The organism is Nocardia sp. NPDC127526 (assembly GCF_042672265.1).
Classification (GTDB): domain Bacteria; phylum Actinomycetota; class Actinomycetes; order Mycobacteriales; family Mycobacteriaceae; genus Nocardia.
Genome location: NZ_JBHXVO010000002.1, coordinates 325,825 through 340,309, shown reverse-complemented (window position 1 = coordinate 340,309; position 14,485 = coordinate 325,825). Strand labels below are relative to the sequence as shown.

The window sequence follows — 14,485 nt, the reverse complement described above, 5'->3', positions numbered from 1 at the left end:
CGCTACCGCTCGTAGGCTCTGGCGATACGCGCACCGATGATCATCGCGATCGCGATCACGAACCCGGCGACGGTGATCACCCGGTTGACGTCGACGGCCGGCTGCCAGCGCAACTGCCCGTCCTTGAGCACGAAGGCGCCGACCGGTTTGGCACCGATGCCGTAACCGCCGCCGGACCCCTCCTGCCCGTCCTTGTCATGGCCGCCACCGCCGCCCGCGCCCCCGGAGACCGCGGCCGCCGCGATCACCGTGACGCCGTCCCGCTCAACCGGTTCGGCGTATACGCGTTTCACCGTTGCGCTGTCCTTCGCGGCCGCGAACAGTTCTTCGACCTTCATAATGCTGCCTCCGTGGTAGGTGTCGGGCACTACCCAGTCTCGATCGGCCCCGGCACCGCGGACAGGGGCCGATGGACCCCGCCACCGTCCGCGAAAGGCCCCATTGCGCCGCCGCAGTCAGGTTCGCCCGCCCGGAACGGTGAAGGTCAGACTGGCGAGAACCGTTCCGTCCCAGCGCTTACCGCTGAGCGTGACGCTGACCTCGGCGCCGTTGTCGGTGATATCGAGGACGCCGTACTGGCCGCCGCCCGGGAAGACGCCCTCGCTGTACGGTCCGCCCTTGACGCTTCCGGGCCGATCCAGCGCCGCGGCACTGAGAATCGGGAAACCGTACCCGCCGCGCGCGGAGTAGTCGCTGTTGGTGCCGTCGTCGATGGCGACCATGTGCGCGTCACCGGAGACCATCACCAGATTCCGGATTCCGGCGCCGGCGATCGCCTCGCCGATGCGCTGGCGCTCGCCGGCGTGACCGGGCCAGCCGTCGCCGCCGGGCTGTGCACCGCTGATCCAGGGCAGCGAACTGCCCCACACCACCAGGGCGTGCGTGCGGCTCGAGCGCACCAGTTCGTCGATGAGCCAATCGGTTTGGGGTGCGCCGAGCAGCGAATCAGCGGTCTCGGCCGAGCGCGAATCGGTGAGCACGAAACGCACCCGGCCGATGGTGAAGGCCTGATTCACGGTGCCGTCCGGGGAGACGAACCGATAGTGCGGAACCGTGGTGTCGAAGGCGGTCCGGGAGGCCGCCCGTCCCGGGAAGGCCGCACCGGCATCATTGGGGCCGTAGTCGTGGTCGTCCCAGACATAGGCGATCGGTGTGCTGCGGTAGAACGCCGCTTGTCCGGGCTGTGTCAGCAGCCGGTCGTAGGCGTCGTAGAACGGCCCGGTGGAGGTGGCTTCGATATTCGCGTAGTGCAGGTCGCCCAGTGCGAGGTGGAACAGCGGGTGTTCACCGGTGAGAGCGTCGAAGACGGCCCCGTTGGAGCCGACCCGGGCGCATGCGCCCGCGGTGACCCGGAAGGACATGGGCCCCTCCGATGGTGTGATGAAATGCCCTGTGCCGCGCGAGGAGTCGGCGACGCCGTCGACGACGAGGGTGTAGGTGTAGGCCGTCGCGGGGCGCAGGCCGTCGGCGTTCAGGCGGACGATCCGATGGTCCCCCGCGTCCACCGCCGCCGTGTCCACCGCCGCCGAACCGTCTCGGGGCTGCAGCCGCAGGAAAGCCTCCCGGTGGCCCGATGCGAGCCGCGCGGTGACGGTCACGCCGTCGGCGCGCAGCGCGCCGGACCACACCCATTCGACCCGGTCCACGGCGAGCGCCGGCGCCGTGCTCGCCGGATGCGTGGGACCGAAATAGATGGCGTACACCCGATTCGCGCCCACCCACGTGGTGCCCAGCAGCAGCATGGTCACCAGCGCCCCCGCCGTCAGCAGGATGGCATAGCCGGGCTGATACTCGATCGCGGCGAAGATGTCCAGACAGGTTGCGGCGAAAGCGATCAGCACCGCCCCGACCGCCTCCCAGCGCCACCCGACGAGAGCGCCCAGCGACACCACGCCCGCCAGCGCCAGCTGAACCGGCCGCTCGATATCGGATCCGAAGACGAATCCCTCACCGCTGGCGGGCACACCGACGGTCACCGTGAGCACGGCCAGGGTCACCGCGACCGCGGCGGCCGACAGATGCGCCAGCATTCGCACCACCGACGCCGCGGGCACGGTGAACGGGATGAACCCGCGCGGCGGGTGGGGGTGCGCGGACTCGTCCGGCGACCACGGGCAGCCACGGCAGGCGACGTGCGCGCGGGGCGTGTCGATGATCCAGCGTGCCCCGAGGACCAGCATCAGGCCGATGGCCGCACCGCCGAGAACATCGGTGGGCCAGTGTAATCCGTCGGCGACCCGGTCGAAGGCGGTGCCGGCGGCGGCGGCCCCGAGCACCAGGGTGAGGGGTGCGACGACCGAACGCCGCCCCAGCAGTGTGGCCGCGGCCAGCGGGACCAGCCCGGCGACGATGACGGCTTGGATGACATGGCCGGAGGGATAGGAATCCCACGCGCCGGCCAGCGGCCCGTCGGGGGGCCGGAACCGCTCGATGATGCCGCGCAGCATGACACTGGCCAGCAGCCCGAAACCGGTTGCGGCGGCATAGGACACAGCGAGCGCCCGGCAGCGCATGGCGGCCAGGCCGACCAGCACCGCCAGGGCCAGGATCGTGGGCGTGGCGAAGGCCAGATTCGTGAACCGCGTCCAGAACGCGACCGACATGCCGTCGAACCAGCCGGCGACATAATGGTCGAAACCGTCCACCACGTAGGGCGAAGCGCCCACGACCAGGGACAGCAGCCCGGATACGGCGGCGGCGGTCATGAATCCGGCCCCCAGCCGCCAGGACGGCCGCCCCTGCCATTGCGCGCCGTACACCGGCCTGGTGGTCAGCAGTGAGGTGGTGAGCATGCGGTTCAACCGCCGCGGCGGTGTCGGATACCGCGCGAACACGATGGCCGCCACGATGCCGTAGCCGCACGCCGCGGCGCCCACCAGCAGCGAAACCCACAGCAGCCAGGCGATATCGGCGACCCAGCCCGGTTGCTGGAAGTAGTTGGCCACCGACCCGATGGTCACGTACACCGTGCCGCCGAGCAGGGCCAGCGCGATGAGCAGATAGACCGGGCGGGGGCGCAGGCGGTGGTGGAACCATCGATCCCGACCACGATCGGTGCGCGCGGATCGGTGTCCGAGCGGCTGCCGATGCGCTCGTCGAGGTATTTCGCGTCCATGTCCCCAGGCTGCACCGCCGCCGCCCGCCCGAATAGGGACGGCACGCACGAGGCGATGGGACCAAAGCCCTCACAACAGGAGGCTTGCCGACCCTGCTGTGCGCTGCTCGTTCGCGGGAAAGTTGTCGGTGCCGGCCCCGACGAGCCGGGGCAGAAATGAGCAGACGATGAACGTCCGACCCCGGGACTGGATGGCAGTACGTGCCCATCGACGCGCAACCGCCGCCGCGAACGCAACCGAGATGTTGCGGGCGACGCTCGATGAGCACCACGAAATCCGACCCGGGGATGTGGACGAGGTCGCCGATCGCTCGGGCCTGCCCCCGGCCGCCGTGGCCGGCTCAGCTTCCTTCTACGCCGACTTGACCGTGCCGCCGGGGGACCGGATCTGTGCCGGCACCGGATGTTTCGTCGCCCGCGACGGCGCTCCCGCGGTGTCGGAGCCGCAGGTGTACTGCCTCGGATGCTGCTATGCGGCGCCCGCCGCGCTGATCGGCGGGACGCTGGTGTCCGGTCCGGATGGCGCGCCCGCGCCGCCGATCCCGTACTCCTGCGCCGCACCCGAACCCGTTGTGCTGGCTGGACTCTGCGGTGGCGACCGGCCCTGGGAGGCGTGGTCGACGGTTCTGCGCAATCGGCAGTGGCGCGGCATCCTGGCCGAGGTCGCCTGGTCGGGCCTGCGTGGCCGCGGCGGCGCCGAGTATCCGGTGATCGCGAAATGGCGTGCCGCCCAGGCGCTCGCCGCGCCACGCTATGTCGTCGCCAATGGCGACGAGGGCGATCCCGGATCCTACTGCGATCGGCTGCTGATGGAATACGACCCGGACCGCGTGCTCGCCGGCCTGGCCCTGTGCGGCTGCGCCGTCGGCGCGAGCCAGGGCCTGGTACTGGTTCGCGCCGAGTATCCGGCCGCGGCCGCGGCCCTGCGCAAAGCTGTCGAAAGAGCCCGGGCCGCAGGCTATCTCGGTGAGAACCTGTGCGGCAGCGGTATCGATTTCGATATCACGGTGCACGACGGCGCCGGATCGTATGTGGCAGGGGAGGAGACCGCGCTGCTGCGCTCCCTGCAGGGACTGCGCGGCACCGTCCAGGCCCGGCCGCCGTATCCGACCGGCGGCGGATACCGGGGCCGGCCGACCGTCGTGCAGAATGTCGAAACCCTCGCCGCCATCCCGTGGATCGTGCGCCACGGCGGCGAAACCTATGCGCGGCTGGGCCGCACGATCGAAACCGGAACCAAACTCGTCTGCCTGAACTCGGAATTCAGCACGCCGGGGGTCTACGAGGTGGAATTCGGCACGCCGCTGCGGCATATCGTCGAGGACCTCGGCGGCGGGTTGCGGCGGGGGCGCCTGCGCGCGGTGCAGATCGGCGGCCCGCTCGGCGGCTTCCTCGCCCCCGATGAGCTGGATGCCGGCCTGGCCGGCGCCGACCTCGCCACCTACGGTGTCAGCCTGGGACACGGCAGTCTGGTGGCCATACCCGACACGGTGCCGCCCGCCGCGTTGCTGCGGCAGCTGTGGTCCTTCGCGCGGCGCGAGAGCTGCGGCGCCTGTGCGCCGTGCCGGGTGGGCACCCAACGCGGGCTCGAGCTCAGCGCCGGGGTGGATGCGCAATTGCACGCTGCCGGACAACGTTTCGATGCATTGCTGGACATCATGCAGACCGCGAGCCTGTGCGCGTTCGGGTCGGGAGTGGCGAGCGCTGTGCGCAGCCTGCTGCGCGTGTACGGTACGGAGACGATCGGGGGACTGTGATGGCTCGGGTGTTCGTGGCCGCCAAGGCGATCGAGATCGGCGATACGGCAACGGTTCTGGACGCCATCCGCGCGGCGGGCGCACGGGTGGACACCCTGTGCCACGACGACCGGCTCACCCCGCGCGGATCCTGCCGGGTGTGCCTGGTGCGCGCCGATCACCGGGTGGTGGCCGCGTGCGCGACCCCGGTGCGCGACGGCATGATCATCGAACCGGACAACGAGCAGGCGCGGCGGGCGGCGCGCGGCGCGCTCGAGCTGATCGTGTCCGAACTGCCGCCGCGCGCCCTGGAAATCCCCGCCCAGCACAGCGAACTGGTGCGATTGTGCGAGCAGTTGGGTGTCCACGGCGGTGAATTCGGCGGAGCCCACCGCAGCGGCGGAACCGACGACTCCCATCCCTACATCAGTTTCGATCAGGACCTGTGCATCGCCTGCGGCCGCTGCGTGGCCATGTGTTCGGAGGTGCAGGGCAGTTTCGTCCTGGAACTGTCGGGCCGCGGCTTCGGCACGGTCGTGGCTCCGGGGCACGGCGGTTCGTGGGCGCAGTCGCCGTGCGTGTCGTGCGGGAGTTGCGTCGACTCGTGCCCGACCGGCGCACTGTACGAGAAGCGCGCGGGGCGGCGTACCTTTACCGGCACCACGACCACCACCTGCGGCTACTGCGGGGTCGGCTGTGCCCTGGATGTGCACACCGACAGCGCGGGCATCGTCTCGGTCACGCCCACCCGCGACGCCCCGGTCAATCGCGGGCACGCTTGTGTGAAGGGCCGATTCGCGCACGGCTTCGTCAGTTCGGGGGACCGGCTCACCCGGCCGCTGATCCGCTCGGCCGGGCGCGGCTCGCCGCTGCGGCCCGCCACCTGGGACGAGGCGCTCACCGTGGTGGCGCGTGAACTGGCCCGTATCCGCGATACCTACGGCGGCGCGGCCATCGGCATGATCAGCTCGGCGCGCGCCACCAACGAGGAGAACTACCTCGCGCAGAAGTTCGCGCGAACAGTGCTGGGCACCAACAGCATCGACAACTGCTCGCGGCTGTGCCACGCGCCCACCGCGGCCGGGCTGAGCGCCTCCTTCGGGTACGCCGGCGGCACCGGATCCCTGGACGACCTGGATCGCGCCGATTGCATCCTGGTGGCCGGAGCCAATCCGACCGAGGCCCATCCGGTGATCGGCTCGCGCATCGTGCACCGCGTCACCGCGGGCGCGTCGCTGATCGTCGTCGATCCGCGCCGCACCGAGCTCGCCGACCTCGCTGAGGTGCACCTGCGCGGTGCGCCCGGCTCGAATGTCGCGGTCTTCAACGGCCTGGCCCATGTCCTGGTCGACGAGGGCTATATCGACGACGACTACCTCGAGCAGCGCACCAGCGGATTCGCGGAGCTGATGCGGCTGCTGCGGGATTGCCCGCCCGCGCGGGTCGCCGATATCGCCGGTGTTCCGGCCCAATCCATCCTGGAAGCCGCCCGCTTGTTCGGGCGCGCCGAACATCCGGTCATCGTGTACGGGCTGGGCGTCACCGAGCATGCGCACGGCACCGACGGTGTGCGCACCCTGGCCAATCTGGCTCTGCTGCGCGGCACGGTGGGCACCCCGGACGGGTGTGGCGTGCTGCCGCTGCGCGGGCAGAACAATGTGCAGGGCGCCTCGGACATGGGCGCGCTGCCCGATGTGCTCCCCGGCTATCAGAAGGTCGCGGATCCCGCTGTGCGGCAACGCTTCACCCGGGACTGGGGAACGCCGGTCCCGGAGCGGCCCGGTCTGCGCATCCCCGCCATGTTCGGCGCGGCGCTCGATGGCGGCCTGCGCGCGCTCTATGTGATCGGCGAGGACCTGATCACCTCCGATCCCGATGCCCACCACGTCCGTTCGGCGCTGGACGCCTGCGAGTTCGTCATCAGCCAGGACCTGTTCTTGTCCCGGACCGCCGAACAGGCCGATGTGGTACTGCCCGCCGCCGCCTTCCTCGAAAAGGACGGCACCTTCGTCAATTTCGAGCGGCGCTTCCAGCGCGTGCGCCCCGCGCTGGACCCGCCCGGCGAGGCCCGCTCCGATTTCGCCATCCTGCACGCGCTGGCCGGTGCCATGGGCGTGGACCTGGGCTGCCGCACCCCCGCCGCGGCCATGGACGAATGTGCGCGTCTCACACCACTTTTCGGCGGCATATCGCACAGCAGGCTGGACGCGCTCGGCTCCCTGCAATGGCCGTGCCCCGACCATGGTCACCCTGGCACCCCGTCGCTGTACCAGCATCGCTTCGCCACCCCGGACGGCCGCGCCGCGCTGGCCGCCCGCCCCTACCTGCCGCCGGGCGAGAAAGCCGATGCCGAATACCCCTTCATCCTGGTGACCGGACGCCGCTTGCAGCACTACAACACCGGCTCCATGACCCGCCGCACCCCCAATGCCGCACTGCTGGACGCGGAGACCCTCGATCTGGCGCCCACCGACGCCGCCACCCTCGGCGTCGCCGACGGCGATCTCCTCGAGGTCCGCAGCCGCCGCGGCCGGATCGTGCTGCCCGCCCGCGCCACCGACGAGGTCGTACCGGGCCAGCTCTTCGCCGCCTTCCACTTCCCGCAGGCACCCACCAACGAACTGACCTCGCGCCGTACCGATCCCGTCACCGACTGCCCGGAATACAAGGTCACCGCCGTCGCCCTGCGCCCCGTCCCGCGCCACCCCGGAGGTGAACCGTGTCCATCGTGACACTGACGATGAACCCGGCGATCGATATCGCCTCCAGCACCGGCCAGGTCCGGCCGACCGACAAGATGCGCTGCGCGGCACCGCGATTCGATCCGGGCGGCGGCGGGATCAATGTCGCGCGCACGGTCGCGGCGCTGGGCGAGCCGGTGCGCGCGGTGTTCCCGGTGGGCGGCCCCTCAGGCGCGTTGCTCGCGGAACTGGTGCGCGACGCCGGGGTCCCGGCGCGCACCGTCGAGGTGGCCGGCGCCACCCGGGAGAGCCTCGCGATCACCGACACCAGCTGCGGCGCGCAATACCGCTTCGTCTTCCCGGGCCCGCGCCTGACCGCGCCCGAACAGCATCGCTGCCTGGCCGCGGTGGAACGCGCCGCGCAAGGCGCGCGGTTCGTGGTGGCCAGCGGCAGTCTGCCGCCGGGCGTCGCGGTGGACTTCTACCAGCAGCTGGCCGAACTGCTCACGGATCTGGGTATCCGGCTGATCCTCGACACCTCGGGCGCTCCGCTGCGCGCCGTGCGCGGCGGGGTGCACCTGGTCAAACCGAGCGTGCGCGAACTCGCCGAGTACGCCGGTCATCCGCTGCCCGATCGGGCCGCGCAGCTCGCGGCGGCGCGGGCGCTGATCGCGGCCGGGGTGAGCGAGATCGTGGTGCTGTCGCTGGGCGCGGAGGGCGCCCTGGCGATCACGGCGGCGGGCGCGGAGTATTTCGCGCCCATTCCGGTCACCGTGCGCAGCGGAATCGGCGCCGGCGATGCCATGGTCGGCGGAATCAGCGTCGGTCTGCTGCGCGACTACGCACTCTCGGATGCGGTGCGCTTGGGCATCGCCGCCGCGACGGCGGCGCTCGGTACGCAGGGGACCGGCCCCGGGCATCCGGCGCGCATCGCGGAGCTGTTCAGCGCCGCCGCGCCGGTGCGCTGACGCGCACCGCTACTCCGAAGAATGTTGTGTCGTACGCAGTTTCGACGCCAGCACGGCGGCCTGGGTGCGTCGCTCCATGCCGAGCTTGGCCAGCAGCCGGGAGACGTAGTTCTTGACGGTCTTCTCCGCCAGGAACATGCGTTCGGCGATCTGCCGATTGGTCAGGCCGTCGCCGAGCAGGTCGAGGAGTTTTCGTTCCTGTTCGGTGAGCCCGGCGAGCGGGCCGTCGGGCTGGGTGCTGCGGCGCAGCCGCTCCATGAGCGCGGCGGCGGCGCGATTGTCGAGCAGGGAGCGCCCGGAGCCGACTTCCTTGATGGCCTTGGCCAGTTCCATGCCCTTGATGTCCTTGACGACGTAACCGCTGGCGCCGGCCAGAATGGCGTCCATCATGGCCTGTTCGTCGGTGAACGAGGTGAGGATCAGGCAGCGCAGGTCGTCGAGGCGGGAGAGCAGCTCGCGGCACAGCTCGATGCCATTGCCGTCGGGCAGCCGCACGTCGAGGACGGCGACATCGGGTCGCAGCGCGGGAATGCGGGCGAGCGCCTGGGCCACATCCGAGGCTTCGCCCACCACGGTGAGTTCGGGATCGCCTTCGAGCAGGTCGACGAGACCCCGGCGGACGATCTCGTGATCGTCGACTAGAAAAACCTTGATCATGGCCGCATCCGATCTCGTGACAAGTGGTTGTGACGTCCAACATATCGCGCGGTGCGGCACGGCAGGCATGGCCGAAAGTCCCTACCTGCGGCGGTCGAACTCCCCCCGGGTCGAGCCGGAGATTTGCTAGCGGCCGGGCGCCGCGGTCACGATCTCGAGGATCTGGCCCAGCGGTAGGCGCGGAGTGGGCCAGGCGGGCGCGTCGCCGTCGGGAATCATCCCCACCCGGACCAGGGCCTGCGGTCGCTGCGGGAGGCCGGTGAGCCTACGCACAATGGCGCGGCTGTCCGGCAGTTCGATCACATGGGTGAGCGTGCAGGTGGCGTACCCGGCGACCGTGCACTCCAGCAGCAGCGTGGACAGGGCCTCCCCGCAGTGCACCAGCTCCTCTCCTGTATCGCCGGTCGTGGACAGGACCAGCACGACCGACTGGTCGGCGGTCACCGCGGTCCGCCGGGACAGATCGGGGACGGTGGGCAGCGTGCGGCCGACATCGACGCGCTCGCGCTCCGCCGCGGAGACCAGAGCGCTCGGCGGCACGCCTGTGGTGGCGAAGGAATGCCCTGTCCACCAACGCAATTCGGCCTGGTACGCGTGATCGTAGCGGCGGATCGCGGCGGTGAGCCGGGAGGCGCGCGCCAGGTCGGACCGGGCCTGGTCGGGCAGCGAGGTGAGCACGGCGTCGTCGCGCGGAATGAGTGTGCGCATGACGATGTCGAAGTCGGGCCAGCCCGCGGGCGGGAGGAACGGCAGCCGGTCGGTGTGGCGGCGCTCGATGGCCGCGGCCCGGTCCCGGTCGGCCTCGGTGACAATGGGGGAGGGCTCGAAGACGACCGTGGCCAGGTGATCGTGGCGGGTGGGATTGGGGAAATACGCCACCGTCGCACACCAGCCGGCCGCTGCCAGCGCGGCCCGCAGATGCCCCAGCGCGATGCCGCAGCTCAGCAGCAGCTGCCTGCCGGAGCTGTCGGTGGACGAAAGCATTCGCGCCGGAACGGAATACAGCTGCAGCACGGCGCCGTCGAACACCCAGCGCCACGGCTGGCTGTTGTGCAGCGAGGGCGCGCGCCCCGCGAGCCGCACGGCCGTTTTGATCGTCTCCACGCCGGGTATCTGGCTCATATGCTCACGCTAAGCGGCGGAATCCCGTGTGGGAGGGGTCCTTGGTCCCTGCTACGCCGGGCTTGGACCCGAGTTCGACAGCCATCGGCGCAGCTGACCCATGGCGATGGGGTCGGGGACCTGCGGCACTTGCCTGCTCATGTCTGATCGTCCCAGGCTGGAAATCGTGCGAGACAGCAAAACGGCGGGCCCGCTGATCGATTCACGTCGCTACGACGCGGTGATCTTCGAGATGGACGGCGCGGCCACCGCCGAGTCGACGATCGCGCTCATCCGGGAGGTGCAGGCCGCGGATCTGGCTACCGCGGTCCACTCCGCGGGGCATGCGGCCGCCGAACTCCTGACCGGCGCCGATATCGGCGACCTGCCGGCGCCGGTGGGCGAACCCGAGGCGGCGCTGCTGCTCGACGCCGCCCGCCGCATGGGAGCCGATCCGGGCCGCACCGTGGTCGTCGAGGACACCGAAGCAGGCGTGACGGCCGGGCGGGCGGGTGGATTCGGCCTGGTCATCGGTGTGGCCCGGGACGGGGACGGCGCTCGGCTGCGGGACCGCGGCGCGGATGCCGTGGTGGACGATTTGGCCGACGTGCGGCTGCGCAGCGGCTTCCGCCGGGTCGCGCGGCTGCCGGACGCGACGGAATGCTGGTCGCGGATCGGCGATCTGCTCGATGCCAGAAATCCCGCGGTCCTGCTGGATTTCGACGGCACCCTCGCCGATATCGTGCCCGAACCGCACGCCGCCGCCCTGGTGGACGGGGCCGCCGATGCGCTGACCAAGCTTGCCGCCCAGTGCCCGGTCGCCATTATCAGCGGCCGCGAACTCGCCGACCTGCGCGAGCACATCGGTGTGGAGGGCATCTGGTACGCGGGCTGTCACGGCTTCGAGTTGCTCGCGCCCGACGGCACCGAGCACCTGCACGAGGCGGCCCCCGCCGCCGAGCAGGCCCTGGCGAAAGCGGCGGGCGAACTGCGGGACCGATTGTCCGCGGTCGCGGGTATCCGGGTGGAGCACAAGCGATTCGCCGTCGCCGTGCACTACCGGCAGGTCGCCGAGGCGCAGGTGGGGGAGGTCGTGTCGATCGTGCACGAACTCGCCCGGCACTCGGGCCTGCGCATGACCGGCGGTCGCAAGGTGGTCGAATTGCGCCCGAATCTGGACTGGGACAAGGGCACTGCGCTGCGCTGGATCCTGGACCACCTCACCGTGCCGGTGCTGCCCATCTACATAGGCGACGATCTCACCGACGAGGACGCCTTCGACGCCGTGGAATCCGATGGCCTCGGCATTGTGGTGCGCCACGACGAGGACGACGGCCGGCGCACCTCTGCGCGCTTCTCCCTGGCCGCGCCCGCCAGGGTGCGCGACTTCCTGGACCGGCTGTCCGGGCTGCTGCGGGCCGAGAACGACACCGCCGCTTCGGATTCCTGGATGCTCACCTACGACGGCTACGATCCGGACCGGGAACGCCTGCGCGAAGCGCTGTGCACCGTCGGCAACGGCTACCTCGCCACCCGCGGCGCCGCCCCGGAGTCACGCGCGGGCGACCGGCACTATCCGGGCACCTACGTGGCCGGGGTGTACAACCGGCTCTACGACGAGATCGCCGGGCGCACCGTGGACAACGAGAGCATGGTGAACCTGCCGAACTGGCTGCCGGTGACCTTCCGCATCGGCGACGGCGACTGGTTCGACATCGATGCCGTCGAAATCCTGTCCTACCGGCAGCAATTGGATCTGCGTCGAGCAGTGCTGGTGCGGCGCTTGCGATTCCGGGACGCGGCGGGGCGGATCACCCAGGTGAGCCAGCGGCGCTTCGCCGCCATGCACAATCCGCACCTGTGCGCGCTGGAGATGTCGGTGACCGCCGAGAACTGGTCCGGGACCATGGTGATGCGCTCGACCATTGATGGCGGGGTGCGCAATGCGGGGGTCGCCCGCTATCGCAGTCTGGCCGATGCGCATCTCGAGCCGGTGCGCGCCGCCGCGCTGTCGGCCGAGTCGGTGCTGCTGACCGTGCGCACCACCCAGTCGCGGGTCACCGTGGCGACCGCGGCGCGCAGCACACTGCACCGCGGCGGCGCACCGGTCGCGAGTGCCGCCGAACTCGTCGAACACGACGGGCTGATCGGCCAGGACCGGACGGTCGAGCTGAACACGGGGGAGACCATCACCCTGGAGAAGGTCGTCACCGTGGTGACCGGGCGCGATCACGCCGTCTCGGCACCCGATGAGCAGGCGGCGCGCTGGCTGGAGACCGCTCCGGATTTCGCCGGCCTGCTGGCCGCGCACACCGCGGCCTGGGAGCACCTGTGGGACCGGCTGCGCATCGATCTCGACGGGGCGGACCGCCCGGTGCGGGTGCTGCGGTTGCATCTGCTGCATCTTGCGCAGACCCTCTCACCCCACACCACCGACCTCGATGTCGGCGTTCCCGCGCGCGGCCTGCACGGCGAGGCGTATCGCGGGCACGTCTTCTGGGACGAGCTGTTCGTCTTCCCGGTGCTCAATCCGCGCTTCCCGGCTTTGACCCGCGCGCTGCTGCGCTACCGGCATCGCCGCCTGCCCGAGGCGCGTCGCGCGGCGGCCGCGGCCGGGTTGAAGGGCGCCCTGTTCCCGTGGCAGTCCGGCAGCGACGGGCGTGAGGAGAGCCAGCGCCTGCATCTGAATCCGCTGTCGGGACACTGGCATCCGGATCCGAGCCAGCGTGCGCATCACATCGGCAGCGCCATTGCCTACAACGTCTGGCAGTACTTCCAGGCCACCGAGGACATCGAATTCCTCACCGAGTGCGGGGCCGAACTGCTGGTGGAGATCGCCCGGTTCTGGGCGAGCCTGGCCGAATACGATCCGCGCCAGGATCGCTACCACCTGCGCGGCGTCATCGGACCCGACGAATTCCACTCCGGCTACCCGCACGCGCCGCGGGACGGGGTGAACGACAATGCCTACACCAATGTCATGGCGGTGTGGGTGATCGAGCGCGCCCTCGAGGCGCTGGACCGGATCGCCCCGCGTGCTCGCGCGGAACTGCTGGAGTCGCTGGGGGTTTCGCCCAGCGAGCCCGCGCACTGGGAGGTCGTCGGCCGCCGGATGTACGTCCCGTTCCACGACGGCGTGATCAGCCAGTTCGATGGCTATGATCAACTGGCGGAACTGGATTGGGAGCGCTACCGGCAGCGTTATGACGATATCGCGCGCCTGGACCGCATCCTCGAGTCCGAGGGCGACGACATCAACCGCTACCGCGCCGGCAAACAGGCCGATGTGCTCATGCTGTTCTATCTGCTCTCGGCCGACGAATTACGCGAAGTGCTGGGACGACTCGGGTACGAGCTGCCCGGCGCGATGATCCCGCGCACCATCGAGTACTACCTGGCCCGTACCTCGCACGGCTCCACCCTCAGCGCCCTCGTGCACGCGTGGGTGCTGGCCCGCGCCAACCGCCCGCAGGCGATGGAGTTCTTCCACCGCGTCCTCGACTCCGATATCGCCGACATCCAAGGCGGCACCACCGAGGAGGGCATCCATTTGGGCGCCATGGCGGGCAGCGTCGATCTGGTGCAGCGCTGCTTCTCCGGCCTGGAGATCCGCGCGGACCGCCTGATCATCGACCCCGCCTGGCCCGCCGCACTGGGCGAGCTGACCTTCCCGATCACCTATCGCGGGCATCGCCTCACCGTGCGCATTCACGCCGAGGAGGTCGAGGTCCGCGCCGACCCCGGCAATGCGGCGCCGGTCGAAATCCATTGCCGGGATTGCACCGAGGCGCTGCCGGCCGGATGGACCATGCGGCTGCCGCTGCCGCCCAAACATCCGGTGTCGCCGGAGGTTCACGACCGGAGCTGACCGACGCCCCAGCGCACCAGACCCGCCGCCACCGCGATGTATTCGAAGAAGGCGAGATAGACCAGCACCGCGCCGTATAGATCGGCCCAGCCGGCCAGCCGCGTGAGCGCGGCGGGCACCGCGATGACCATGAGGGTGCCCAGCGTTATCGCCGGGATCCCGAGCGGATTCGCGGATGCGTGCGATTTCATGGTCGACAGCCTGCTTCCCCGGTGTGCTGCCGGTCAGAGTCCATCTGCCCGACCGCGGTGGGACCAAGGGCTGTTACTAGCCCGAACCGGGATGCAGACGATAACCGGCTCACCTCGGATTTCATCGCGGACCCGGCGGTCTTTCGGCCCTGCGGCCGGTGACGATCG

9 protein-coding genes are annotated in these 14,485 nt (G+C 70.5%); 4 read left to right on the top strand and 5 right to left on the bottom strand.

Annotated elements, in window-relative coordinates:
- Positions 1 to 2 precede the first annotated feature (2 nt).
- Both ACFVIV_RS04710 and ACFVIV_RS04705 read right to left on the bottom strand, forming a co-directional pair.
- Complete coding sequence (locus tag ACFVIV_RS04710; RefSeq protein ID WP_379193688.1) at positions 3 to 338, bottom strand: spore germination protein GerW family protein; 336 nt, start codon at positions 336 to 338, stop codon at positions 3 to 5.
- A gap of 117 nt (positions 339 to 455) precedes the next feature.
- Positions 456 to 3,164 (bottom strand): alkaline phosphatase D family protein, encoded by a 2,709-nt coding sequence (locus ACFVIV_RS04705; protein WP_379193417.1) that lies wholly within the window; start codon positions 3,162 to 3,164, stop codon positions 456 to 458.
- Between the two features lie 118 nt (positions 3,165 to 3,282).
- Here ACFVIV_RS04705 and ACFVIV_RS04700 point away from each other — a divergent pair, with 118 nt between their 5' ends.
- Genes ACFVIV_RS04700 through ACFVIV_RS04690 form a run of 3 tightly spaced genes read left to right on the top strand, consistent with a single transcriptional unit; the run spans position 3,283 to position 8,500 of the window.
- Complete coding sequence (locus ACFVIV_RS04700; protein WP_379193416.1) at positions 3,283 to 4,872, top strand: NADH-ubiquinone oxidoreductase-F iron-sulfur binding region domain-containing protein; 1,590 nt, start codon at positions 3,283 to 3,285, stop codon at positions 4,870 to 4,872.
- Positions 4,872 to 7,583: a formate dehydrogenase subunit alpha gene (gene fdhF / locus ACFVIV_RS04695; protein WP_379193415.1), complete on the top strand. Its 2,712-nt coding sequence runs from the start codon at positions 4,872 to 4,874 to the stop codon at positions 7,581 to 7,583. Before ACFVIV_RS04700 ends, fdhF begins: the two co-directional genes overlap by 1 nt.
- Entirely contained in the window at positions 7,580 to 8,500 is a 921-nt protein-coding gene (locus ACFVIV_RS04690) for a 1-phosphofructokinase family hexose kinase (RefSeq protein WP_379193414.1), read from the top strand. The genes fdhF and ACFVIV_RS04690 overlap by 4 nt, the downstream gene beginning before the upstream one ends.
- 9 nt (positions 8,501 to 8,509) lie before the next feature.
- On the opposite strand, the gene ACFVIV_RS04685 is transcribed toward ACFVIV_RS04690, so the two are convergent.
- Both ACFVIV_RS04685 and ACFVIV_RS04680 read right to left on the bottom strand, forming a co-directional pair.
- Positions 8,510 to 9,157 carry a response regulator gene (locus tag ACFVIV_RS04685; RefSeq protein ID WP_379193413.1) on the bottom strand — a complete coding sequence of 216 codons (648 nt, stop codon included), beginning with the start codon at positions 9,155 to 9,157 and terminating at the stop codon, positions 8,510 to 8,512.
- A 126-nt stretch (positions 9,158 to 9,283) separates the two neighbouring features.
- The gene (locus ACFVIV_RS04680) at positions 9,284 to 10,279 is read right to left on the bottom strand and encodes an Acg family FMN-binding oxidoreductase (RefSeq protein ID WP_379193412.1); all 996 of its coding nucleotides are present in this window, start codon (positions 10,277 to 10,279) and stop codon (positions 9,284 to 9,286) included.
- A 166-nt stretch (positions 10,280 to 10,445) separates the two neighbouring features.
- Here ACFVIV_RS04680 and otsB point away from each other — a divergent pair, with 166 nt between their 5' ends.
- Entirely contained in the window at positions 10,446 to 14,126 is a 3,681-nt protein-coding gene (gene otsB, locus ACFVIV_RS04675) for a trehalose-phosphatase (protein ID WP_379193411.1), read from the top strand.
- Here the strand turns inward: otsB and ACFVIV_RS04670 are convergent.
- Positions 14,111 to 14,317: a hypothetical protein gene (locus tag ACFVIV_RS04670; protein WP_379193410.1), complete on the bottom strand. Its 207-nt coding sequence runs from the start codon at positions 14,315 to 14,317 to the stop codon at positions 14,111 to 14,113. The genes otsB and ACFVIV_RS04670 overlap by 16 nt on opposite strands.
- Between the last annotated feature and the right edge of the window lie 168 nt (positions 14,318 to 14,485).

Bases quoted from the DNA above. Each gene is read 5' to 3' on its own strand.
- fdhF (WP_379193415.1), top strand. From the start codon at position 4,872: ATGGCTCGGGTGTTCGTGGCCGCCAAGGCGATCGAGATCGGCGATACG.
- ACFVIV_RS04700 (WP_379193416.1), top strand. From the start codon at position 3,283: ATGAACGTCCGACCCCGGGACTGGATGGCAGTACGTGCCCATCGACGC.
- ACFVIV_RS04685 (WP_379193413.1), bottom strand. From the start codon at position 9,157: ATGATCAAGGTTTTTCTAGTCGACGATCACGAGATCGTCCGCCGGGGT.
- ACFVIV_RS04670 (WP_379193410.1), bottom strand. From the start codon at position 14,317: ATGAAATCGCACGCATCCGCGAATCCGCTCGGGATCCCGGCGATAACG.
- ACFVIV_RS04680 (WP_379193412.1), bottom strand. From the start codon at position 10,279: ATGAGCCAGATACCCGGCGTGGAGACGATCAAAACGGCCGTGCGGCTC.
- ACFVIV_RS04710 (WP_379193688.1), bottom strand. From the start codon at position 338: ATGAAGGTCGAAGAACTGTTCGCGGCCGCGAAGGACAGCGCAACGGTG.